This window comes from Paenibacillus sp. PAMC 26794, assembly GCF_000316035.1.
In the GTDB taxonomy this organism is placed as follows: Bacteria; Bacillota; Bacilli; order Paenibacillales; family Paenibacillaceae; genus Paenibacillus.
The window spans coordinates 1-22928 of sequence record NZ_ANHX01000079.1; the positions used below are offsets into that span (position 1 = coordinate 1).

Sequence of the window (22928 nt, forward strand, 5' to 3'; positions counted from 1 at the left end):
CTGAAAAAGGATGCCACTGCATTTGATGATTTAACCGAGCTACGTATGGTAGGAATAGAAAAATCTAATCTTGAATTGGTATCTAGTTTGACAACAGGCAATACCTCTATCTCTGATATTTCAGGTAAGAGAAAAACCTTTAGAAATGGATCTGGGAGTCTGGAGTTTCACCGTTTAATTGCTGTGAATGTGCAGGAATGGAATAAAAAGAAAAGCATCTATGCGCCACTCTTTGTTGCAGCAGATGATAAGTCCTTTTATGATGAAATGACAAATGTACTACCAGTATTTTCAGAAATCACTATTTATCCTAAGGCTAAAGACTTTGATGTAATTCATTATTTAAATGGTGTTATTGATTTTACAGGTGGATCTAAAATAGTAAACAAATTGCATGAAAAGTATGGGTACATTAATTTGCCCAACATGAATACAAAGCAATTCTTCAAAGAAAACAATAAGGGAGTAAGACTATGGGTTGCTAACTACATTGATCTCAATAACCCGAATTCCCAATTTGATATGGACGGTGGATCGTTTGCTGTGATCAGAAAGAAATGAGGTTAGTTTAGAATGAAGAAGTATGTTTTTTCTGTTTTGTTTACCCTCATAATTGTATATCTTACATTTGCATTATCTTATACATCATATGCAAATTTTAATAAAGGTTACCCAAATAAAGGTATTGAAGTTAATCCTAGTGGATTAGCCAAAGGTAAACAATCAATAAAGGTAATGGTGACAGGAACTGCCTCCCCTCACCCTATGACAGTATGGACGCAAGGTGACGGTGATATTTGGTCAGCAACAAGGAATGAAGGTGCTGATCGAGTAACAACAACCACATATGGAAGTGGAGCAGATGCCGTACCAAGAGGAGATGAATTTGTAAAAGATAAGATTAATACACAAAATTATGTTCCAGCATCATTAGGTGATGATAAACAAAACCTTTTCAGAAGGCCATATGTGAAATCATTAGGGATAGAAGACATTAACTATGTCTCGGCCCCAAGTTATACAGTTGAACCTGGATCAAAGCCGGAGTATGAAAAAGGTAATTTGTTTGCAATACTAAAAACAAAAACAGGATACCCGAAGCAAGCAACAAAAAAAGAACCTTATGGTGGTGTTAGACCTGATGGACATCGTAAATACCAAGCGACCTATGATACCCCGTTGAAAATTGAATACTCCGGTTACGTGACTGAAACCAAAGAGATCCGTGTCCGAGAAGACATGCAACTTCAGGTTAATGATGTGAAATCCCTTGTAGCAGAAATCCGAACCAAGCAGTATGACCAAGAAGAATTCGGTAACTGGGTGAATGTTTCCAAACGCTCCGACCAAATCGAGTGGAGTTCAAATAAACAAAACGTAGTTTATGTAGAACCAAAAACTGGTCAGATCGTTGCGAAAAATATTGGTACAGCAATCATCACGGCAAAATGGAAGAATTCCGAAGATGGACCGTATCACATTTATGAAAATGTAACGATTACAGTTGGCGACACGCCACCACCCGAAATTCCGGAAACGCCAGATGCGGCATGTGCAGAGTCACCTGTCGGAGAAATGACAGGGGAGAGAATGGACCCTAATGCAAGCGCAGTTATTAAGGCCGATCAACGTGGAAGTGAGCCATTTGACGTACTGCGAGGTATCCCTACCTCTGAGAGTTTATATGGCAATGTATTTGGTCTAAGTTACCTATTCCAAAATAAGTTTGTGAATATGCAAGGCACTTGTACATATACCGTAGTTGTTGAAAAAACGTATAACAAAACGTGGACAGACGTAAAGGAAATCTCGGATGGTAAAGGCGGTACGACAACGGTATCAACTCCAAGATCTAGAGATGTAAAAGTACCCTACACCTATACTGTGAAACGGGATTTCGAGTATTGGAAAATTGACACTTTGCTTGTTTATGAGATAACCGATGCGATCCTAAAAAACTATGCTTTACCACAGATTGAACTATATCCTGCTGATTATCGTAGTCCCATCTATGCGGCGGCTACGAACGGTACCTTTTACGCACCCAATACACCGGCTGTGTTAACAGCGCCTTCACAGCCAGTGCCGGGAGGGACCAGCGAACCTCCAACACCAACAGATGATCTCTCATCAATTGCGGAAGATGCTGTGCCAAAGGTCCAAGTTAAGAATGACTATTTGAAGTTTAATGGGGCTGTTGTCATGGACAACGCAAAAGTAGAAGAAACGGGGCCAACGCCAGGTCAGATCGCAGAACCCCAAATGATTGGCAAAGATATTCTGTACAGTCCTGACAATGAAATATCCAAAACCTTGTTAAATAAGAAGGATACGCCTAGCACAGGCGAAATCCGTTATGAATTAATGAGTGGAAATGTTAATGAGGGTAATGAGGAAGAAACCTTTGAAATTCCGGGGATTAACACGGTCACTGTTCATACTCCGGTCGTGAACTATTCTCTTGTTTCAGACGATCAGCCTCATAATCAGAAAACAATACCGAATATGGCTCGGTCTGCCCTTATTTTGGAGCGGCCGTTCACAGTCCGTATCCCCACGAGCGGACAGCATTTAGATGTCAACTCGTATCCGGGATATGGGGATCGGGATTATGCCAAATATTATCGAATCAAACAGGTGCGGTTTCCGTTTGACGTGTACAGTGCCGACCGGACACAGTTTTACCCGCGGAGTACATGGATCGATATTCCGGTGGACGTGCTCGATACCACCTTTTATCTGCCTGTGTGGGTAGATGAGGGAGATTACCAGGTGGAGTTCCGTAATATTGCAGAGAATGCACCTGCTGATTTTGAATCGATGTCCAGGAGCAATGCCCAACCAGATGCCAACACAGATCTAACCTACCATCTAGCCAGCGACGAAGTATCCGTGGAGGTCATTGGGAGGTTATACGACTTTGAAATTACGGACATTGCAGACTACAACTGGGAGCTTGTTTTCCGGCGGTTTAAGGGTAGCATTGCACCCACCTGGATCAGTTATTGGACAGGAACGCAGGGCATCGACGGTGACAAGCGGGGGAACAAACCGCAGTTTACCATACCGATTCGCCCAGGCAGTCATCCGCTGCAAGGGTATCAGAATGTGGCTGTGAAGACGGGATATCACTTTAAGTTTGATTTCAAAACCAAGGGTAATATGTTCGGGCCCAGAGACGGCATTCGCCTGACTCCGACCTTTGATTTTGTTAGCAAAGATGGGAAAACACGCGTACCAGTAGATCTGTATTACTCGACGAACCAGCGAAGTTTTATTCGTATAGGTTCAGCAGAGGATCAAGTCAAGCGGTTTGTTATTCTCAATGATCGATTACGTCAAGTACCTTCGGAACAGCTACGAGATACGGCGACCTATAAATATAATCGCTATGGCGAAATTCATCCAGGGATGATGAGTGAACGTACGTATCAGGATTATTACCGGGATAAATTTACGAAAATGAAAACCCCTGTAGGCGGATACAGTCTGCTGCTGATGCCGGAGCAATTACGTACGTTTATCGGACCCAAAACGAATATTCCGACGAACGCAAGTGCGGATGTACTTCGTGCAAATGCTGCCATTCAGCAGTGGTATGGAGAGTATAGTCTACCCGCCGAGCCTTACGTGGTTCAAGCAGGAACCAATCTGGCCGAGTATGGGCGTACCCATGGTGGTTTGGATGCAAAGTCACCGATCTTCCTGAAAAATGGTTATATCGTGGTCAACTTTAACTTGGAGTCGATCCAGGAAGGGAACCTGGGGGCTCCGCATCTGCAATATATCCATGCACCGCTGATGAACCAATGGTTGCTGGAAGGATTTCAGCGTCAAGTCGAAGATAGCTACGGCAACTCGTTCACTTTAAGGGACGGAGATGTGGTGTTCTACCATGCCGATCGTTCCAGCCGAGATGATTTCAGTGCACAGGTGCCACACTAGGTAGTATGAAGAGTACAATAACAAGAAGGCGATTCTTACTTTGGTAAGTATCGCCTTCTTGTTATTTATCCAAATTAACGTTGCAAAAAGCTATCCAGTTACCCCATCTTCCGCCCAAGCTGTTCGATCTTATCCAACCAATTCTTTCTCTGTTCATCTGATTTCTTACCAACTTGATCTACAGTTGTTATCCGCACAGGTTTGATGCCAGTCAGTGCAAATGTGGAGATCTTCATCATTTTATGTGCGGGCTCACCCTGGAACCATTTGAAATACCAGCTTGGGCCATCCATCGTAGTGATCATGCGAGCGGTGCGGCCTTTGAGCAGTTGATCCGGGAATGGTTTTCCTTTCTGATACTTGAAGGCGTAACCCGGCATAAAGATTCGGTCAACGAAACCTTTCAGCAGGGCAGGTGGTCCTCCCCACCAGATTGGGAATACCCATACAAGATGCTCGGCCCACTTGATCGATTCTTGGGCTTGTAGCAAATCCGGTTCGAGTGGAAGTTTATTACGATATCCTCCCTCCAGATTCATGTTGAATGCCAACTCGTTCAGGGTGATCATGCGAACGTCTGCGCCAGCTTGAACCGCACCTTTACGGTAAGCCTCGGCGATTGCACCGTTGTAACTGGGAGAGACGGGATTGCCTTGAATAATTAATATTTTTTTCATGGAAGATGACACGTCCTGACTATTTTAGTTAATGAACACTAACCTCATGTGCAAAAAGAAAAGGTCACGTATGACCCGGTAATCCATCTGTATATCCTGATGGGATGTTAACGATTCTCTTTAGAAGTTATTCAACAAGTCCGCTTTTGTTTACGAATCAGGCCTAGCAGCATCATCCGCATTTGAATATGGGATTCAGCCGAAATAAGCCGATGTTTATGAAGGTTGTTTGCTTCGGAAACAATGTAGTTGCTCACGTCGTTTTCCCTACGATCCGCTACTCCATTTCTAGCTTCATCCCATTTCCATCATTACTCCTGGGGTAGGTGTCCCAACATTGATGCAAGTCGGTGAACAGTCTCGCCCGTATAAGGTACCAACAGCTCTGGTAGCTCACCTTGCATACTGGAGACCGCCATGCGTGTAATTGCACCGATCACCAGAACGGCCGTGAGCCGTGAATCCTGCTGAGGCAATTCACCCCGCATCATTCCCTGATCGATCAGATCCATTAACGCATCCAATGGCTGACGGTAATCCTCGCTGCTTCCGGCTTCAATGAATATTTCATGATTCTGTGAAATCAGCAGCAGCCCGTAGGGATCTTCATCATGCAGATGGAGAACCTCCGTAACCAGTTGCTTGAAGCGTTCCAACACGGGACCTTCCTGCCGAACATACCCGTCAATCAGTGCAGTATAGTCCGCGCAGTATTGGGTGAAGGCTTCCAGGGCAACGGCATCTTTGTTTTTAAAATGTTTGTAGATCGCCGCATCAGTTACTCCGGCGGCGTCACCGATCTCTTTGACGGATATGCCGTCAACGCCTTTGGTTGCGAACAAGCGCATCGCCGCTTGTAGGATATCTTTCTTTTTGCTATCCACATGAGATTTGTTCTTCATGATTGTATAGTAAGTGATTACTAACTAAAATGCAACAAGCAATCTTGAAACTCTAAATTGAGACACTCAATAAGCGCTTGCGAACAAAGCTTGCAGGCTTGTAAGCGGCAACGTATGATGAATAGAAATCATAATCGGAGCGGCAGGGAGAACGAAATGGATGGTGGATAGCGTGAATGAAGAGTTGGATGCATACAGCTGGGTGACGCCCGAAGGAATGCTGAATGATCACTATATAACAAGCCGCGAACAGTTGTATAAAGGAATGAACGGACGATATGTGGAGCGATTCACTGTTCCTAGCGGTGAAAGTTATATTTTCAAACCGCTGACGAATCCTGCGCAGCATGGACGGGAACGATGGATGTACGAGCGTGTGATGTCTGTTCTACCTCCGTTCTATCCGCAGCTCATTGCAGCGTCGGACCTTACCATTGCTCCAGCACAGAGCTGGATGATTTATGAGGATCTGGGGCAACTGGTGCATGATTCACAAGAAGCGACGATGCTCGGCGCAGCGGCACATATGGCAGCATGGCATGCATTGCCTGTTACGGATTGGAGTGAGCTGCCTCGCGTGGGCCAGAAACCGTCCATTCGCACAATGTTGGATGAGTTGCAAATACATAGGCAATCTACCGTTGATCTTTTATCCAGACTGGATATGCAGCTGTCCGAATCCGATTGGGACAAGATCTCCAGGTTGATCCTCACAGCAGAGGAAGAACTTCCTACCGTTCTGTGTCACGGAGACTTGCATCCCGGTAATCTGGCGGAAGTGGACGGCAGACTGGTCGTCTTGGACTGGGAGCATGCCCACCTGAACACGCCGCTGTGGGACGTAGTTCATCTGGTGGATCTCTCGCATCCGCTGTTTCCCAGAACGATTACGCCTGCATTGCGAGAGCGGGCCATGGATGTTTATTTGGACAAACTGGGGAGCCTGGGCGTGCAGATTGAACGGGTTTCTTTTGCAGAATGGTACGATGCCTATGCTATTGTATTCTCACTCTGGATGCTGCGTTTGATTGATGGTGACCTGAGAAGTGAGGAATGTGTGTGGCCGAAGGAACAGTTGCGTAACCAGTGGCTTGAGACGGCAGCGACGCTGGAACAGTGCATGAAGCACGTGGGTGAGGAATAGAAATGAGGGGTGAGAAGCTTGCGTAAAGTCGGACTTGTTATGCGTAAAATTCAATTTACAGAAGCTCAGGGGCCACGCGTATTTGCGGATCGGCTGAAGCAGATTGGTCTGGAGTTGGGTGTTGATATCGTGTTCATCTCGCCGGAGCGTCATGTCAGCGGATACGACTGGTTGCCGGGTTATGAGCATGAGAAAGGTGACCTGGTGAACTACGATATCGTGCTGGACCAGATTCATAGCCAAAATATAGAGCATGTTATCTACACCGTATCCGGGTTTACGTTTTTGAAGATGTTCTTACCGAAAAGCGTATTGTTCCCGCACAGTTTCCCCGATCCCGTGCTAACGGGATATGAGATGATGAAGCCATTTTATACGATGGTGGATAAAGCAATTGTACAGACGGAGTTTTTGAAAACAGAACTGGGTCGCAATTTCGGTGTACATGACGTGAACGTCATTCCGATTGGCTTTAGCGAAGAGCTGGCGAACCGGCACTATGACCCGAGTCAGGTTGTGCATAATCGGGTTCTCTGGATCGGTCGGGATGAGGCGAACCGTCGCCCGGATCTAGTTTTGGAATACGCTCGGCAGAACCCGGACAAGGAAGTATATATGGTGTTTGGCGGTGTACGCTATAAGGAAACCATGAAGAAGTACGACATTCCTTCCAACGTGAAGCTGAAGTTTGCGCTCACGCAGGATGAGATATTTACGTTGATGAACTCATCCAAGGTGTATTGGAGCTGTTCGGCCTTTGATACGTTTGCGATGCCGCTGACGGAAGCGATGGCGATGGGCAAAATGGTCGTGAAGCCGGAGCATGCCTGCTACGGTCACATTCGATCCACGCATGCCTTTGCAGGCAACGAGGATAACTGGTTTGAACTGGTGAACATGGCTGCGGCTGCGCCGCGCAGTGTGTCAGAAGACAACCGGGAGTATGCGTTTGGTGCTTTTTCGCGCACGAAGATGAAAGAAGGGTACCAGAACTTTTTCTCAGATTGGTTGAAGTAACGTAAGGTCTGTAACAAAGGGCTTGATCCATCCAGAAACAGGAGGGGAACCTTATGGAAGTACTGATCTTGTGGACATTGGGAATGTGGGCAGTGCAGCTGCTGATTGAATGGTTTATCTACCGGTTACAAGGACGCCGAATGACGTGGGTACAATATATATTGCCATGTGTGGCCTTGCTCGGCGGTGCCGTTGTAATCATGATTAGCATCGATATTGGCGGGTGGAACGGCATCGGATATGCCCTGCTCGGCGCATCACTGGGTACCTCGGGAATGTTAACGCTTATTACGGTGGCGATCAGGGATGTAATGCTTCGGCGACGGGGCAGGAATTAAGCGTAAGAATGAAACTACTGTACAGTGAGATTGAATTGGGCGACGGGATGGTTGCGGAAACGCATTCGTCTGTGATATATTGACATTAATTATGACAAGGGAGGTGAAGACAGGTGAATCACGAGATGCTTAACAACCGTATTAGCCAGCTGCCGATTGCTATGGCTGGCATTGTTCATACTTTTCTGACCAACGGGAGAAGTCTGTCCAATTTTGAATATACGGAAGTTAACATTTGCGAGAAGATGCCTGCCTTGACCTCATTCGGACGATAAGCGATATTGCTTGAATTCTGAAGGGCCGCGGAGCTAACCTCCTGCGGCTCTTTTTGTATTGCGGTCAGGATCTTCCATACCATAGGAGGAACCTTATTATGATGATGATTAGCGCGCAACAACTGACTCAATACCACGGAGCACATCTGGTGCTGGACGGCATTACGTTTGAAATTATGGAAGGTGACAAGGTCGCCCTAATCGGCCGCAACGGAAGCGGGAAAACGACACTCATGCGCCTGATGGCAAGGCTGAATAAGCCGGACGAAGGTCAATTGATGATAAAGAAAGATACACGAATGGGATATGTGGCACAAGTTCCAGAAGGATTGGACGACCATACCGTACTGGATGTACTGAGTCTTGGATTCAAGGAGCTTATGATATGTCGCACGCAAATGGAGGAAATGGAGCAGCAGATGTCCGATCCGGCATGTGCAGCAGACCCTAATCAATTGGAGCGCCTGCTGAAGCGCTACGCAGCGCTGCAAGACCAGTTCGAGCGTGAGGGTGGATACGAGATGGATGCCCGGATCGATCAGGTGGCGGACGGTTTGGATATCGCCAAGGCGCATTATGGTTGGCGCTTTGGTTCCCTGTCCGGTGGGGAGCAGACTCGGGTGCTGCTGGCTTCACAGCTAATCGTAAGACCCGACCTGTTATTGCTGGATGAGCCGACAAACCATCTTGATCTGGAGCGGGTCGAGTGGCTGGAAGGATTTTTACGAGAATACCCCGGCACCATTGTCCTAATCTCGCATGATCGCTATTTTCTGGATCGGGTCGTGAATCGAACACTGGAGCTGGAGGATGGAGAAGCGGAAACGTCTGCTGGCGGTTATACGGAATATATGAAAGTGAAGGAACAACGGCTGTTGCAGCAATTCGAAGAGTTCAAGGAGCAGCAGAAGGTTATCAAAAAAATGAAGGAAACGATCCGCCAGTTAGAGGAGTGGGGCCGAGTTGGTGGGAATGAAAAGTTCTTCAGACGGGCGGCTTCTATGCGTAAAGCCATCGAGCGGATGGAACAGGTGAAGCGTCCTGTACTGGAGCGCCGCAATGCCGAATTCGATGTGCGTCCTACGGATCGAACGGGTAAACGGGTAGCGGTATTGGAACAGGTCGAGAAGAGCTATGGTGAGCGTGAAATCCTGCACGGGGTCTCGGGTCTGCTGGAATATGGAGATAAAATTGCACTCATTGGCCGCAATGGCTCCGGCAAGACGACACTGTTCAAGCTGTTGCTTGGTGACGAGCAGCCCAATGCGGGCAAGCTGGAGTGGGGGGCGCGTGTGGATATCGGGTATCTGGCTCAACAGGAGGAACCTACGAATCCAAAGCTGAATGTACTCGAATACTTCCGTCTAGAAGCAGGCGTGGAAGAGGGAGAGGCTCGCGGAATTCTGGCACGATATCTGTTCTATGGAGCGGATGTATTCCGCTCTGTCGGGCAATTATCTGGCGGGGAATGGACGCGTCTGCGGCTAGCTCTTCTGGTGCAACGTAAACCCAATGTACTGCTGCTCGATGAGCCAACCAACCATCTGGATATCGCATCCAGAGAAGCGCTGGAAGAGTCCTTGGTTGATTTTGAAGGAACCGTACTTGCCATCTCGCATGATCGGTACTTCGTCAATCGCCTCGCTTCCCGTGTCTGGGAACTGGAGGACGGTCAGATTACTGCTTATCTGGGAGACTATGAGGCGTATCGTGAGAAGAAGCTTGATTTGCAAGCTCGTGCGGCGGCGACAACTCAGGCTACAGCAGGCGTGGGCGTTTCTTCTCGTGGGAACACCAAGTCAGAGATGAAGTCAGGTTTAACGTCCGAGCCTGGCGGGACTGCCAGATCAGGGAAGAAGCCAGGAGCAACCTCGACAATGAACGGATCCACTGTTGTAGCTGCCGGTGGAAGTCATGATCATAAAGCTTCTACTGAATCAGGTAAGGCGTTCACTCCTTCGGCAGCAACTGCATCGAAACATAGAAGTGGCAATGGTAACAAACCGTCTGCGGAGAAGCTGGAACAGACGTTGGCTCGTCTTGAAGCACAGATTCAGTTGCTGGATCAACAGTTGGAAGTTGTGCAAAACAATCCGCTTGAACTGGAACAAATCTGGAATGATCGCGAGCAATTGTCCACTGAATACAATGATGTATTGGCCCAGTGGGCTGAGTTATAAGTCCGAATGGCATGAGAATAAGATTAAAAAAGTGCGGTCGGAGAGTCTTCTCCGGCCTTTTTGAACTGGATTGCGTACCAAAAGTAGAAAACAGTATGTTATTTCCTGCTTCGTTAATCGGAGAACGAAGGTAGCCAACATGTTCTTTATTACATGTCATGGTGAATAGTGTAACTTTTTTCCTTCTGATGCGTTAAATACGTTTGTATGAATTGAAACGGCTCACCTAAGAGCTCACAGAAAGGGAGGGTATCGGTATCTATTATTCATTGACGTATCGGAGTTGGTCGGATGATCGACAGGCGGAGACGGGGGTGCTGGAACAGGCTTCAGTCACACGAGATGAACTGTTCATGCGCAAACTGGTGGATGCCACCCTGGTGAAAAACAAACTCTGGGCGCATCTGTCCAATGAATGCCAGGATGGGCGAGAACATGCAGTATATGTAACGGCGTATGAGCAACAGATGCCGGATGAGTACGGTGCAGCCATTGCGGATGCTGCGCTGGCGATGTGCAAAATGTCTTCCATGTATAGTGCAGAGTACATGTTGTGGAATGGAAGTTCATTTCAGGAGTTGGAACTCACAGCTTCCTCCACCTATACGATGGAGCTTGCCGAGCAACTGCTGGACCATTATATGGTTCGCGGGGGCAAGACGTATGAGTTCCTGTATTCCGTGCTGGATGCAGATCGCAAGAAAGTGTTGTTTTATATGAAAGAGGTGGATCTGTGATGAGTGACCAAGAGCGGGGGCAAGCATCGAAACCCGGGTCAAAAGCGAAACTGGTTGCTTTCTCCCTGATGCTGGCGGTTCCTGCCGTGTTATCCGGTTGTGGCAGCAACAATGATGAATGTGACCCGGAGTATGATACCGGATGTGAATATGATTCCAGCAGTGGGCACTATTACTACGGTGGATCGTCTTATCGAAGCAACAAGGACAGTAACAGTAACAGCTCCTATAGCAAATCCAAGTCCAAATCAAGCGGCTTCGGTAGCTTCTTCCGCAGCTCGGGAGGATAACCGGATGAGGCAAGTGGTTCAACTGCCGTTAAGTCACGAAGAGGTATTTCAGGGTGAAACGGAACAACAGATTCCATATCATCGAATGTACGGGAAGCAATATTGTGTGCCTGCATTAACGGTCTACTCTCCCTCGGAGGTGCTGGAACTGCATACCGCAGCCGAGGCGGTAGACGGCATTTACTGTAAAGTGATGCGATTTATCCAGCAATATATGCCGGATTCCTTTTTGGAGCATCAGCTGGGTATCCATCCCGGGCTTATCCCGGCGGCACGTATGGAGTTGGTAACTGGAGGCATTACCCGTCAGGACTGGATTATTGGAGAAGCTGGACCGAAGTGTATTGAAAATAATACGGACACCCCTACGGGTATACCGGAGGTTGCTGCATTGGAAAATATCCTGGTCGGTCTTGCTGATGATGCTACGCTAACTGCACCATCTGCCGAGATGGATACACGTATTTGGGAGTGTTTCAGGATATGGCTCGAATTCTACGCAAACCAAGGATTGAAGGGTCCGGTGACATTCACTTCTTTTGGCGAACATGTCGAAGATCGTACAAATACGGAATACCTGATGAAACGCTGTCAGGAAGCGGGATACGAAGTTTTCTATGCTCCACTTGAGGAACTGGAGATTGTTCCGGGAGAGGCGCTTTACCATAGGGGGCGGGAGATTAACTTGCTGTATCGCCTTTATCCGCTGGAGTATCTGATCGATGATCGGGATGAGACGACAGGGGTGGACATTGGTGCTGCGCTGCTTGAACTTGTACGTGAGGGAAGATTGGGCCTGATGAATCCCGTTCAGCATGTGCTGATGCAGAGCAAAGGCTTCATGGCAGCAATCTGGTCGCTCTACGAGCGTAACGAGCAGACCCCGGAATATTGCGGGTTTACCCTCTTTGATGAAGCAGAGATGGACGTGATTTCCCGATATCTGCTACCCACCTATTTTTCATCTGAGCCCTTCGAGCTGAACGCCATATCATATGTAGCCAAAAGCTACTGGGGACGCGAAGGCAGAGGAACTCTTTTGCTGGATGGAGGAACGGACAATGCCTTTGGAAAGCAGGATATGGAGCATCCTCTTAACGAGGCGCTGGAATCCAATCTTGCAACTGCGGCAACAGACGAGGATGAAGAGATCACAGCTTATTACGAAAATCAGCCCAAAATCTATCAGCAGCTGGTTCCGATGGAACAGGTTGTGATCGAGACGGAAGCTGGAGCATACAGCGGTTATCTGCTTACAGGGGTGTTTGTTATCGGTGGGCGTTTGGCTGGGATACTACCACGGGTCGGGGAGAAAGTAACCGGAGATATGGCCTATTATTGCGCGGCTACGGTTCGTGAACGGATGAATGATGAGGAGGAGAAGGAATGGAAAACTTGGGATTAAACCTCGTGAATGTTGCGGTGGGTGTAGGCATTCTGCTGGTGGTATTGGTATGTGGATATTTCGCTTTTAGCAAATTGACCCGGTATAACGATAGTGAGGAAATCGCCAAAGGTAACGAGGCGGCAGGCATGTACATGGGCAGCAAATTGCTGGGACTGTGTATTATTGTGGGCATGGTATCTTTCTCGACGCATTCGTGGTTGGATATGCTGCTGTGGTCGGCGTTTGGAATTATTGTGCTGTGCCTGGTCTATATTATATTTGATTTCCTGATTCCGAAAATGCGGGTATGTGACGAAATCGCACGAGGCAATATGGCGGTAGCCCAGCTGCTCCGTTCGATTATCATCGGCGTTTCCATCGTCATCGGTACGTTTTTGATGTAAAATAAGCCTAGAGGTAAAAGATAATTTAGAATGAATATAGTGTTTACACGTAAACGAAGAGGACAGAAAAAATCTGGAGAAGCGAAGCGTGTAATGTTGTATTTTTGTTCTAAATGAATATCAGACGGAAGAAGGAGCGCGGCATCATGAGAAGAGTCATCATCGATACAGATACAGCAGGAGACGATACGATTGCGATCCTGACAGCATTGCATCACTTTCAGGTGGAAGGCATAACCATTACGGGCGGTAACGTACAATTCGACCAGGAGGTTGAAAATGCCCTGTACACGGTACAGGTTGCTGGACATGGCGGCAAGGTGCCTGTGTATAAAGGTTGCGAGCGTCCGCTAATGGCCTACGGAAAGGCTCAGCACCGTACAGTGGAAGACGTGCATGGCGATGACGGCATGGGCGGTGCGCATTTCCCGAAGGCGGATCAGCGTCCCGAGAGCGGGCATGCGGTTGATTTTATCATTGAGAAGGTGCATGCACATCCGGGTGAAATTGAGCTGCTGGCGATTGCCCCGCTGACTAATATTGCGATGGCGATCCAAAAGGACCCAACCATTATTCCGGAGATTGCTCACCTGTACATCATGGGTGGAACCAATAATGCACTGGGCAATATCACACCGGCGGCGGAGTATAACTTCTACGTGGACCCGGAAGCGGCGAAAATTGTACTGCATGCCGGCATTCCGATCACGATGGTTGGCTGGGAGATGTGTACGCAATATTCAGTGATGGACGATGACGATCATGCAGAGATTGCGGCTCTGGGTACATCCGGTGCCGATTTCTTCACCGCAATCAACAAAGTGGTTATGCAGTTCAACAAGTCGGTACATAAACTCAATGGCACCACTCATCCCGATACGTTGCTAATGGCTGTTGCGGCAAATGAATCCATCATGACCAAGTCGGGTCAATATTATGTGGATGTGGAAGCGGCAGGAGAGTTGACACGTGGATACAGTGTGGTTGATATCAACGGACGTTTTGGCAAAGAGCATAATGTACGTGTATGTGAAGCCATCGATCGGCCCAAATTCAAATCCATGCTGCTGGACGTTCTCTCAGCGATCCAATAAACGCAGGAATTTAACTGCAGGAAAAAAGAAGAAAATCCGTGCCTATCCCAGGTACGGATTTTTTATTGCCCATTTTTGGCATAACTACTTCACCTGTCGTAGTAAATTGTGCTATACTTCAACTACTACGACAGATGAAGTAATGAGGAGGAGTATCTTTTGTGATCAGCAGTGACGTTATACGTGGCTACAATGATACGCTGATCCTCTACATGCTGCTCGAAGGGGAGTCGTACGGCTACGAGATTTCCAAGAACATCAGGCAGCTGACAGAGGAAAAGTACGTCATGAAGGAGACGACATTATACTCGGCCTTCACCCGATTGGAGAAGAACGGTTATATTGAATCGTTTTACCTGGATGAGAATAGTTTGGGAAAGCGTCGTACCTATTACCGGATTACGCCGCCCGGCCTCGACTATTACAGAGAAAAGTGTGAGGAATGGAAGGTTACGCAGGAGGTTGTTAATCTATTTATCAGGGAGTTGTGACGGAACATGGAGACAATTATGGTGTATCTGGAGAACATGTTTGCTGGTCTACCGAAGACACCCGAGGTGGAGCATCTGAAGCAGGAGCTCCTTTCGGGGATGGAAGATAAGTACCTGGAGTTGAAGCGGGAAGGCAAGTCGGAGAATGAAGCCATCGGTATTGTGATCTCAGAATTTGGTAATATCGAGGAGCTAACTGCAGAACTCGGTATTCAACCAGTCAGTGCGGAAGAGGCAGTACCTGTGCTGACGGAAGAAGAAGCCTACGCATATACCACTGCAAAAAGAAATGCCGGATTTTGGATCGGGCTGGGTGTTTTATTGTGCGCGTCGGGTGTGGCGTTTCTGATTTTCATGGATACTTTATTTGAGAACTATGCCACTTCAGCTGCAAACCGTTCGGTGGAAACGGGGGCTGTACTGGGCCTGATCGGCATGTTCGTGCTGATTGCCATTGCGGTAGGCATGTTCATTCACAGTGGCATGAAGCTTGAACGCTTCAGTCATATGGAGAAGGGCTTCCAGCTTCCTTATACACTTAAAATGAGTATTCAGCATAGTCGGGAGAGCTTCGCTCTGACTTATCGTATAGCCATCATTACGGGTGTCTGCCTGTGCATTCTGTCTCCTGTGTTTATTTTCGCAGCCTCCTCTATCAATGATAACTACGCCTCTTATGGTGTATCTGCCTTTATGGTTATGGCTGGGGTAGGAGCATTCCTGTTTGTATATTACGGTAATATTCAGGGGGCTTACACGAACTTGCTGGAGAAGCACCAGTTGACGGTAGAGAAGAAGCAAGAAGTAAAGGTTGTGAGAGCCGTGGAAGCGATTGTATGGCCGCTGGCGACAGCCATCTTCTTGTTCACAGGCTTTGTATATCAACGGTGGGATATCAATTGGGCCATATTCCCGATTACAGGCATTCTCTCCGGCAGCTTTAGCAATGTGTACCATATTATGAAAAGCAAAAATTCGTCCTGAGCACTGCTTTAGCTAGTAAAGCCCACTTGATCTATATTGATCAGGTGGGCTTTTTGTGCTCCATTTAATCTAGTTTTGCTGCAACAAAAACGAGCGGATACCTGTCGTGACCAGATCATGGTCTTCCTCATCAGGCAAACCCGATACTGTAATGGTGCCGACCTGTCTCTCATTTTTCAGAATCAGCGGGAAAGCGCCACCAGCCAGTACATAGTCCGATGAAGTCAGATTGAAGTCTTGCTCAAGTGTCTGATTTTCGCTTCTTAACCGGCATGGTTGAAGACGGCCCATTTGGAGACCATACATTGGCTGTGTTAAAGTGAAGGGAACCTAATATACAAAACTCTTAAAGTTAAAATAAGTTATCGCTCAGTAGGCAGGAGGAGAGAACACGATGCTGTTTTATTTTGTAGCACTGCTGGTGACTTTGGTGGACCAGGGAACCAAGATTGCAGTGAGAATGTATATGGAAGTTGGCGACGTGATGAGACTGGGTAACTCGGGCATGCAATTACAGCATTACGAGAACAGTGGAATGGCGGGCAGCATGTTTCAGGGGAATGCGCGTCTGTTCGGTGTGATTGCTGTTCTGTTCATAGCGGGTATGCTGTATTACCGGAGTAAAGGTGAGATTCGCGGTTTCTGGATGCAAGCTGGCGCGGGTTTCATGGTCGGCGGGGCACTGGGTAATGCGATCGATCGATTTATCTATGCCCGGGTAACGGATTTCTTGGTATTTCCGTCAGGACGCGGGATTTTGAATCTCGCTGATGTCGCAATTAACATCGGTGTGGTCATGATCATCATTGGCATGTTGCTTCGTGCATTTCAGAGTTATCGAGCCAAGCGTTTACGCAATGCTTTGCCGAAAGTTGAGCGTTCGTGACACGTTGATAAGAGCATTATAGTGGCTGAGCATGAGGTGCATAAATGAGGGACATTGGTTATAAGCCAGTGTCCTTTTTGTTATGCCCGCTTCGGTGACTCTTCGGATGGATTGATTAACCTGTAAAACTATGCTATTTTTTAGTCGTTAGTTTAATCGGTAAACAAAGACTAGAAGAGAAGAAGTTTAAGGTTTAATTTTGCAAGCGCTTTAACGAGAAGAATTGAATACGTAGATAAATCCGGCATCGTATGTACCCAGTCTTCAAGAGCACGGGCGTAAGGTGGTGGGTTCTTTTACATGCAAAAAAAGAGAGGAGAATGGGGAAGTTGCGCGGGAAAAAAGGGCATTTTAACTCACTTCGGAATCAGATCTTCATTGGTTTCGTTATGGTGATGCTTGTTGTTCTGCTGCTCGCAGGCATATCGGCCTATGATCGGGTAGCTGCTTTGCTGAAAAGCAATGCGGAGAAACATATTCACCAAACCGCCGTCCAAGCCAGTGGCAGATTGGATGCACTCATTGCACAAGTGAATTCGCTGACCGCTCAGGTGGCGGATGATTCATACGTGCAGCGTCTGCTTAGCGATGAGAAGCAAGGCAACCCGGCTACCTTTAATCAGCGTCAAGCCCTCTTGCAGATTGCAGGCAGTTATCAATCTTTTATCAATGGCGCACAGAGTATGGAGATATACACTACGGGTTATAACCGCATCTTTCCGATGGATGACCGATCCCTCGATCTTAGAGTGGAGCGCAACTGGATCAGCCTGGCCGATGAAGGAAAAGGCAGACTGGTATGGGCAGGCGCTGACCCGGAAGATCCGGGTGTGCTTCTGGCTATTCGGCGGATTAACCTGCTGGATCATTCTTTCGAGCATGGAGGTTATGTGGTGGTGCGGATGCAACGCAGTTTTTTTCAATTGAATGATTCGAATGGGGCAGATGGTTCGCAGGACTCCATCATGCTCTTGGATGGGGCAGGAGAAGTGGTGACTTCCGATCTGGAGGTTAATCTCGATCCCAAAGCCATATTGGACAGCGGATCAGTCGTGCAGAACGGGGATGAATCCTATATCGTCGTCAGGCAAAAATCGGAGTTAACGGGCTGGACACTTGCTGTCCTGACCCCGCTGCGGGAGACAACGGAAGGTGTATCCATCCTGAGGACGGCACTGCTCGTCTCGGGATTGATAGGTGTTATTCTCTTCCTTATCATGTCCTTCTTTCTGTCCACGATGATTACACGTCCGCTCATCCGGCTGATGCGGGCCATGCGCAGTGCACAGCCGGGAGCAATGAGACCTAATCTAATGGTTAGCTCTACGATGGAGATCAATGAACTTAACGACGTATATAACCAGATGGTCTACAGGCAGAACGAATTGACCCGTGTGGTTCATGAGAAGGAAGTCATGCAGTCCCGGGCTGAGCTGAAGGCGTTGCAGTCTCAGATTAATCCCCATTTTCTATTCAACACACTGGAAGCGTTCTATTGGTCCCTTGAGGAAAAGGGAGACGAGGAGATGGCACGTATGGTTGTGGCGATGTCCCGATTATTTCGCTACATCATCTCCAGTTCGCAACAGGATGAATGGGTTACGATGGCCGACGAGCTGGAACACGCCGAGCGTTATCTTCAAATTATGCAGATGCGATTGGGAGATAGAATGCAATGGGAGATTCAACTGAGCGACGTGGTTCGTAAGATCCCAATCCCAAAACTGCTTATACAGCCCTTGGTGGAAAATGCGATTCTCCATGGCATTGAGAGTAAACTGGGACCGGGAAAGATAAGCATTCATGTGGATGCTTCGACCGAGAAAAATCTGGTTCGCATTGAGGTTCGGGATGATGGTCCCGGTATGGATGAATTACGGCTTCAATCTGTCATTCATGCTTTACATGGTGGGCCGACTGTGTCCAAGAAGGGGACAGGTGTAGGTCTAATCAACGTACATCGGCGGTTGAAGCTTTACTTTGGCAGCGAACTTGGCGAACGGTGCAGGCTTTCCATTACAAGTAAGGTTGGGGAAGGAACTGTCATTTGCTTTGAGATTCCTATGGGAACGGAGGGTGCATATGATTCATGACAAGACGATTCTTATCGTTGATGATGAGCCGCGTACAAGAGAGGGTATTCGCAAGACACTGGAAGGATGGTCGGCAGGACGAAATCATATCCGGACTGCAGAAAGTGGCGTCGAGGCCGTGGAATGGCTCAAGAAAAAGCCGGCAGATCTGTTAATAACGGATATTCGCATGCCCGAATTCTCCGGGTTGTCTCTGATTGAGGCCATTCAGCACTTTTCGAATAAGCCTGTTGTCCTGATTATGTCGGGACATGCCGATTTTCAGTACGCCCAACAGGCCATGAAGCTGGGTGTCGTGGAGTATATGTTGAAACCGATTGATAAGGAACAATTGCTACAGACCGTCGAAAAAGCCTTGAAGTTCAGCGAACAACAGCGGCGTATTCAAACGATGCAGGAAATGGTTGACCCCAAGCTGCTGGATGTTAAGGAGCGAGGGGAACAAAGGCTCAATAGCCAGATCAGTGAAGCTTTGACCTATGTGGATACTCATCTGGGTGAACATGTGACCATGCGTGAAATCGCTGAGTTACTCCATCTCAACTCCAGTTACTTCAGCGTATTGTTTAAGGAACAGATCGGCATCAATTTTAGTGAATACCTTACCCGCAAACGCATTCAGCGCGCGAAGGAGTTGCTTGTGCAGACAACGATGCCAATCTCGGAGATTGCCGAACAGGTGGGTTATCAGACGGATAAGTATTTTATCACGGTATTTAAAAGTCTTGAGGGGCTTAGTCCAAGCAAATATCGGCATTCCCTATCTGAACGAGATAACAAATAACCTCAAAAAAGTGGAGTTTTTCCAAATCGTCCTAGTCTTATGGGGGTGTTATGCTCGTGCTACAATTTGGTTAAAGCGGTTACATTAACCGAAAAAACCAAGGGGGTTGGGATAATGAGCAAAAAGACGATGGCCATTCTTCTGTCATGGACGCTGGTTCTCGCCGTAATTTTATCCGGATGTAACAGTTCAAGTTCGGATCAAGAGGGTGAAACTGGCAACAACGGCACAGATGGGAAAGTAACCCTCAAATTCATGCACCTCTGGCCAGCAGGCAGTTCCGCACAGCAAAACAAACTGGTCAACGATATCATCAAGCAGTATCAGACGGATCATCCGAATGTAACCATCAAGCAGGAAGTTCTTGAGAATGAACAATATAAGAACAAATTGAAAATTCTGTCGGCATCCAATGAACTTCCCGATGTTGGTGTAACTTGGGCTGCCGGATTTCTGGAGCCTTATGTGAAGGGGAATCTGTTCGCACCGGTCGATGATCTGCTGAGCGACTCGCTGGGCGAGAAATTCATAGCCGGAACAACAGAAGCTTATGCCATAGACGGCAAAACATATGCGTTACCAATCGAGTTGAATATCTCCCCCATTTATTATAACAAAGCCATCTTTGCAAAATATAACTTGCAGCCGCCAGCAACGTACGATGAATTCCTGAGTGTGCTGAAGACACTGACAGAGAACGGTGAGGTGCCGATCGCACTGGGCAATAAAGACCGCTGGACCGGCTCACTCTGGTATATGTACCTGGCGAATCGGTTAGGTGGAGATGCACTGGAAAAGGCGATCAATGGCTCCGGCAAGTTTGACGACCCTGCGCTGACTCAAGCTGCTGCCGAGGTACAAAAGCTGGTGGATATGAATGCCTTCAACAAAGGCTTCAACGGGTTGTCCAACGATGAGGGCAAATCCGAATTCATGAACGAAAAAGCTGCCATGTACCTGATGGGCACCTGGGAACTGCCAAACTTTACGACTAACCCGGACATCCCGCAGGAATTCAAAGACAAGATTGGATTTTTCAAATTTCCAACGATGGAAGACGGTAAGAGCGACATTAACAGCTGGGTAGGTGGTCCGGGTGTAGGAATGTTCGTGGCCCAGAACTCCAAAGTGAAGGAAGAAGCGCAGAAGTTTGTGCAATACTTTGTGGAAAAATGGGGTGAGAGTTCGGTAACTGAAGCAGGTGTCATCCCGGCTACCAAAGTGGATACAGCTGCAGTACAGCTGCCACAGCTCTATATTGACCTGCTCAACGAATTGAATCAGGCCAGTAGCCTCACACTCTTTGCAGACGTGCAAATGAAACCGGCAGCCGCTCAGGCCCATCTGGACATGATTCAAGCATTGTTTGGTAAAGCGGTGACACCGGAGGACTTTGTGAAGAATCATCAGGCTGCGATTGATAAAGGCAATTGACGTACACACGTTTGAACGCTTGAAGGGAGGATAATGTGATGGACAAAGTCATGTCCAACCGTCTCGTTGCTGCGTTGTACGTGCTTCCTGCACTGCTTCTGCTGCTGGTCTTGGTCTACATCCCAATCGTGCTTACCGGGTATTATGGGTTGATGCAATGGGACGGGATCGGTGCAATGACCTTTATTGGATTGGATAATTACGCCAGACTACTTCAGGACGGAACATTCTGGCAGAGTGCGAATCATACCTTTTTGCTTGCTTTGTTTTCTGCGCTGAGTCTGATCGGTTATCTGATGATCGCTTTGGTGCTGTCAGGCAAGATCAAGGGTGCCAATCTGTTCCGCAAAATATATTTGATCCCGATGCTGCTGTCTTCGGTCGCGATCGCCCAGTTATGGCTGAAGATCTATCATCCCAGCAATGGTGTGCTGAACACCTTTCTGGAAGCCATCGGCTTCAGCAATCCGCCAGCTTGGCTGGCGGAGCCATCCCTGGTGTTGTATGCACTGTTCGTACCGATTCTATGGCAGTATGCAGGCTTCTATATTTTGATCTATTATGCGGCCCTCAAAAATATTCCGGAATCTCTGGTGGAAGCAGCCCGGATTGACGGGGCAAACCCTTGGCAGATCGCTTTTCGAATCAAGCTGCCGCTAATTACTGAAGTCATCAAGGTGACCATTGTACTTGCTGTGGTAGGCTCACTCAAGTATTTCGATCTCATCTACGTGATGACCGATGGCGGACCAAATGGTTCGAGCGAAGTGATGGCCTCCTATATGTATCGTCAGGCGTTCCGTAGCTTCGACTTTGGTTACGGCAGTGCTGTAGGGTTCTTCCTGCTCTTGATCTGTCTGCTTGTTACCTGGTTGCTTCGTAAAGCGACGGCATCCAAAGATACGATCCAGTATTCCTGACGTAAGTGAAATGAAAGGAGGTCCATCCCGGTGAAGACGGATACGGCCGTTAGATTGCCAACTTACCCGGGGACAGGCCGAGGTTCGGCATGGTTAAGGAGATTCGGATATATTCTGCTGTATTTCCTCTTGTCCCTGGTAGCTTTGCTGCAAATTTTGCCCTTGGTATGGCTGCTGTTGTTCTCGCTTAAAAATAATCAGGAAGTATTCGACATGGCGCCTTTTTCCCTTCCTGCTACCCCGCGTTGGGAAAACTATGTCAAGGTATGGACAGAGGGAAATATCAGCTTATACTTCTTCAACAGTGTATGGATTACGGTGGTCTCGGTGGTGGTCACCGTGCTGTTCGCCAGTCTGGTGACCTTTGCCATTACACGTATGCGCTGGAAGGGTCGTTCACTGGTGCTGGGGCTGTTCATGGTGGGTCTGATGATCCCTGTGCACTCCACATTGATCCCGCTGTTCAGCTTGTTCCTGAAGCTTCATCTCACAGATCATCCTTTGTCGGTCATCTTGTCTTATATTGCCTTTAATATGCCAATTACCATTATGATTTTACTCGGATTTTACTACGCGCTTCCCCGGGAAGTGGAAGAAGCCGCAGTGATGGATGGCTGCTCTGTGCATCGGATTTTCTTTCGGATTGTGCTGCCGATGACGTCTTCGGTCATTTCCACAACGGCGATCATTAACATGATCTATAACTGGAATGAATTCATCTTTGTTAATACGTTCATCAGTACAGATTCGTACAAAACCTTAACTGTTGGGGTACAGAACTTTATCGGTCAATATACAACGGATTGGGGAGCGATTGGTGCAACGCTGATGATTAGCATTATGCCGATCCTGATTGCTTTTCTCATCCTGAGTAATCGAATTGTGGAGGGAATTGCTGCGGGTTCTGTTAAAGGTTAAAAGGCTGAGGATCCAAGGTCCTTCCATT

The 22928-nt window shown here is 47.6% G+C and carries 22 protein-coding genes and 1 pseudogene; 20 read left to right on the forward strand and 3 right to left on the reverse strand.

Going from position 1 to position 22928, the window contains the following annotated elements; genetic code table 11:
* Nucleotides 1-561: pseudogene (locus D829_RS33845) on the forward strand (S-layer homology domain-containing protein); the annotation flags it as partial.
* Between the two features lie 408 nt (nucleotides 562-969).
* Complete coding sequence (locus tag D829_RS0125210) at nucleotides 970-3945, forward strand: DUF5704 domain-containing protein (RefSeq protein WP_241230818.1); 2976 nt, start codon at nucleotides 970-972, stop codon at nucleotides 3943-3945.
* A 98-nt stretch (nucleotides 3946-4043) separates the two neighbouring features.
* Here D829_RS0125210 and D829_RS0125215 read toward each other — a convergent pair whose 3' ends face one another.
* Entirely contained in the window at nucleotides 4044-4622 is a 579-nt protein-coding gene (locus tag D829_RS0125215) for an NAD(P)H-dependent oxidoreductase (protein WP_017691692.1), read from the reverse strand.
* A 311-nt stretch (nucleotides 4623-4933) separates the two neighbouring features.
* Nucleotides 4934-5524, reverse strand: coding sequence for a TetR/AcrR family transcriptional regulator (locus D829_RS0125220; protein WP_026081408.1), 591 nt, complete (start codon nucleotides 5522-5524; stop codon nucleotides 4934-4936).
* Between the two features lie 160 nt (nucleotides 5525-5684).
* Here D829_RS0125220 and D829_RS0125225 point away from each other — a divergent pair, with 160 nt between their 5' ends.
* The 12 genes from D829_RS0125225 to D829_RS0125280 all read left to right on the forward strand — a co-directional run bounded on the left by D829_RS0125225 (nucleotide 5685) and on the right by D829_RS0125280 (nucleotide 15865).
* Entirely contained in the window at nucleotides 5685-6668 is a 984-nt protein-coding gene (locus tag D829_RS0125225; RefSeq protein ID WP_017691694.1) for an aminoglycoside phosphotransferase family protein, read from the forward strand.
* 18 nt (nucleotides 6669-6686) lie between these two features.
* Entirely contained in the window at nucleotides 6687-7685 is a 999-nt protein-coding gene (locus tag D829_RS0125230; protein ID WP_017691695.1) for a glycosyltransferase, read from the forward strand.
* Nucleotides 7686-7738: 53 nt separating this feature from the next.
* Entirely contained in the window at nucleotides 7739-8023 is a 285-nt protein-coding gene (locus D829_RS0125235) for a hypothetical protein (protein ID WP_017691696.1), read from the forward strand.
* A gap of 113 nt (nucleotides 8024-8136) precedes the next feature.
* Complete coding sequence (locus tag D829_RS33850) at nucleotides 8137-8298, forward strand: hypothetical protein (protein WP_017691697.1); 162 nt, start codon at nucleotides 8137-8139, stop codon at nucleotides 8296-8298.
* 98 nt (nucleotides 8299-8396) lie between these two features.
* Nucleotides 8397-10478, forward strand: coding sequence for an ABC-F family ATP-binding cassette domain-containing protein (locus D829_RS0125245; RefSeq protein WP_017691698.1), 2082 nt, complete (start codon nucleotides 8397-8399; stop codon nucleotides 10476-10478).
* Between the two features lie 269 nt (nucleotides 10479-10747).
* Nucleotides 10748-11215: a hypothetical protein gene (locus D829_RS33855; protein ID WP_017691699.1), complete on the forward strand. Its 468-nt coding sequence runs from the start codon at nucleotides 10748-10750 to the stop codon at nucleotides 11213-11215.
* On the forward strand, nucleotides 11215-11505 hold the full coding sequence (locus tag D829_RS0125255; protein ID WP_017691700.1) for a hypothetical protein: 291 nt from the start codon (nucleotides 11215-11217) through the stop codon (nucleotides 11503-11505). The genes D829_RS33855 and D829_RS0125255 overlap by 1 nt, the downstream gene beginning before the upstream one ends.
* A gap of 4 nt (nucleotides 11506-11509) precedes the next feature.
* Complete coding sequence (locus D829_RS31890; protein WP_017691701.1) at nucleotides 11510-12910, forward strand: glutathionylspermidine synthase family protein; 1401 nt, start codon at nucleotides 11510-11512, stop codon at nucleotides 12908-12910.
* Nucleotides 12892-13296: a DUF350 domain-containing protein gene (locus D829_RS0125265; protein ID WP_017691702.1), complete on the forward strand. Its 405-nt coding sequence runs from the start codon at nucleotides 12892-12894 to the stop codon at nucleotides 13294-13296. Before D829_RS31890 ends, D829_RS0125265 begins: the two co-directional genes overlap by 19 nt.
* A 146-nt stretch (nucleotides 13297-13442) precedes the next feature.
* A complete protein-coding gene (locus D829_RS0125270; RefSeq protein WP_017691703.1) occupies nucleotides 13443-14390 on the forward strand; it encodes a nucleoside hydrolase in 948 nt (315 codons plus the stop codon).
* Nucleotides 14391-14551: 161 nt separating this feature from the next.
* A complete protein-coding gene (locus D829_RS0125275) occupies nucleotides 14552-14881 on the forward strand; it encodes a PadR family transcriptional regulator (RefSeq protein WP_017691704.1) in 330 nt (109 codons plus the stop codon).
* 6 nt (nucleotides 14882-14887) lie between these two features.
* Nucleotides 14888-15865, forward strand: coding sequence for a permease prefix domain 1-containing protein (locus D829_RS0125280; protein ID WP_017691705.1), 978 nt, complete (start codon nucleotides 14888-14890; stop codon nucleotides 15863-15865).
* 69 nt (nucleotides 15866-15934) lie between these two features.
* On the opposite strand, the gene D829_RS31895 is transcribed toward D829_RS0125280, so the two are convergent.
* Nucleotides 15935-16156, reverse strand: coding sequence for a heme-binding protein (locus D829_RS31895; RefSeq protein ID WP_017691706.1), 222 nt, complete (start codon nucleotides 16154-16156; stop codon nucleotides 15935-15937).
* A gap of 103 nt (nucleotides 16157-16259) precedes the next feature.
* Here D829_RS31895 and lspA point away from each other — a divergent pair, with 103 nt between their 5' ends.
* The 6 genes from lspA (at nucleotide 16260) to D829_RS0125315 (ending at nucleotide 22900) form a co-directional block, all read left to right on the forward strand.
* Nucleotides 16260-16751 (forward strand): signal peptidase II, encoded by a 492-nt coding sequence (gene lspA, locus D829_RS0125290; RefSeq protein ID WP_017691707.1) that lies wholly within the window; start codon nucleotides 16260-16262, stop codon nucleotides 16749-16751.
* Between the two features lie 329 nt (nucleotides 16752-17080).
* On the forward strand, nucleotides 17081-18844 hold the full coding sequence (locus tag D829_RS0125295; protein WP_017691708.1) for a sensor histidine kinase: 1764 nt from the start codon (nucleotides 17081-17083) through the stop codon (nucleotides 18842-18844).
* The gene (locus D829_RS0125300; protein ID WP_017691709.1) at nucleotides 18834-19628 is read left to right on the forward strand and encodes a response regulator; all 795 of its coding nucleotides are present in this window, start codon (nucleotides 18834-18836) and stop codon (nucleotides 19626-19628) included. Before D829_RS0125295 ends, D829_RS0125300 begins: the two co-directional genes overlap by 11 nt.
* Nucleotides 19629-19742: 114 nt before the next feature.
* Entirely contained in the window at nucleotides 19743-21062 is a 1320-nt protein-coding gene (locus D829_RS0125305; protein WP_017691710.1) for an extracellular solute-binding protein, read from the forward strand.
* A gap of 38 nt (nucleotides 21063-21100) precedes the next feature.
* The gene (locus D829_RS0125310; protein WP_017691711.1) at nucleotides 21101-21982 is read left to right on the forward strand and encodes a sugar ABC transporter permease; all 882 of its coding nucleotides are present in this window, start codon (nucleotides 21101-21103) and stop codon (nucleotides 21980-21982) included.
* A gap of 54 nt (nucleotides 21983-22036) precedes the next feature.
* Nucleotides 22037-22900 carry a carbohydrate ABC transporter permease gene (locus tag D829_RS0125315; protein WP_051154087.1) on the forward strand — a complete coding sequence of 288 codons (864 nt, stop codon included), beginning with the start codon at nucleotides 22037-22039 and terminating at the stop codon, nucleotides 22898-22900.
* The last annotated feature ends 28 nt before the right edge of the window (nucleotides 22901-22928 follow it).

What these genes read in the sequence shown, in the direction of transcription:
- D829_RS0125215 (WP_017691692.1), bottom strand. Translation starts at nt 4,622, where the DNA reads ATGAAAAAAATATTAATTATTCAAGGCAATCCCGTCTCTCCCAGTTAC.
- D829_RS0125220 (WP_026081408.1), bottom strand. Translation starts at nt 5,524, where the DNA reads ATGAAGAACAAATCTCATGTGGATAGCAAAAAGAAAGATATCCTACAA.
- D829_RS0125225 (WP_017691694.1), top strand. Translation starts at nt 5,685, where the DNA reads ATGGTGGATAGCGTGAATGAAGAGTTGGATGCATACAGCTGGGTGACG.
- D829_RS0125235 (WP_017691696.1), top strand. Translation starts at nt 7,739, where the DNA reads ATGGAAGTACTGATCTTGTGGACATTGGGAATGTGGGCAGTGCAGCTG.
- D829_RS0125245 (WP_017691698.1), top strand. Translation starts at nt 8,397, where the DNA reads ATGATGATGATTAGCGCGCAACAACTGACTCAATACCACGGAGCACAT.
- D829_RS0125255 (WP_017691700.1), top strand. Translation starts at nt 11,215, where the DNA reads ATGAGTGACCAAGAGCGGGGGCAAGCATCGAAACCCGGGTCAAAAGCG.
- D829_RS31890 (WP_017691701.1), top strand. Translation starts at nt 11,510, where the DNA reads ATGAGGCAAGTGGTTCAACTGCCGTTAAGTCACGAAGAGGTATTTCAG.
- D829_RS0125265 (WP_017691702.1), top strand. Translation starts at nt 12,892, where the DNA reads ATGGAAAACTTGGGATTAAACCTCGTGAATGTTGCGGTGGGTGTAGGC.
- D829_RS0125270 (WP_017691703.1), top strand. Translation starts at nt 13,443, where the DNA reads ATGAGAAGAGTCATCATCGATACAGATACAGCAGGAGACGATACGATT.
- D829_RS0125280 (WP_017691705.1), top strand. Translation starts at nt 14,888, where the DNA reads ATGGAGACAATTATGGTGTATCTGGAGAACATGTTTGCTGGTCTACCG.
- D829_RS31895 (WP_017691706.1), bottom strand. Translation starts at nt 16,156, where the DNA reads ATGGGCCGTCTTCAACCATGCCGGTTAAGAAGCGAAAATCAGACACTT.
- lspA (WP_017691707.1), top strand. Translation starts at nt 16,260, where the DNA reads ATGCTGTTTTATTTTGTAGCACTGCTGGTGACTTTGGTGGACCAGGGA.
- D829_RS0125300 (WP_017691709.1), top strand. Translation starts at nt 18,834, where the DNA reads ATGATTCATGACAAGACGATTCTTATCGTTGATGATGAGCCGCGTACA.
- D829_RS0125305 (WP_017691710.1), top strand. Translation starts at nt 19,743, where the DNA reads ATGAGCAAAAAGACGATGGCCATTCTTCTGTCATGGACGCTGGTTCTC.
- D829_RS0125310 (WP_017691711.1), top strand. Translation starts at nt 21,101, where the DNA reads ATGGACAAAGTCATGTCCAACCGTCTCGTTGCTGCGTTGTACGTGCTT.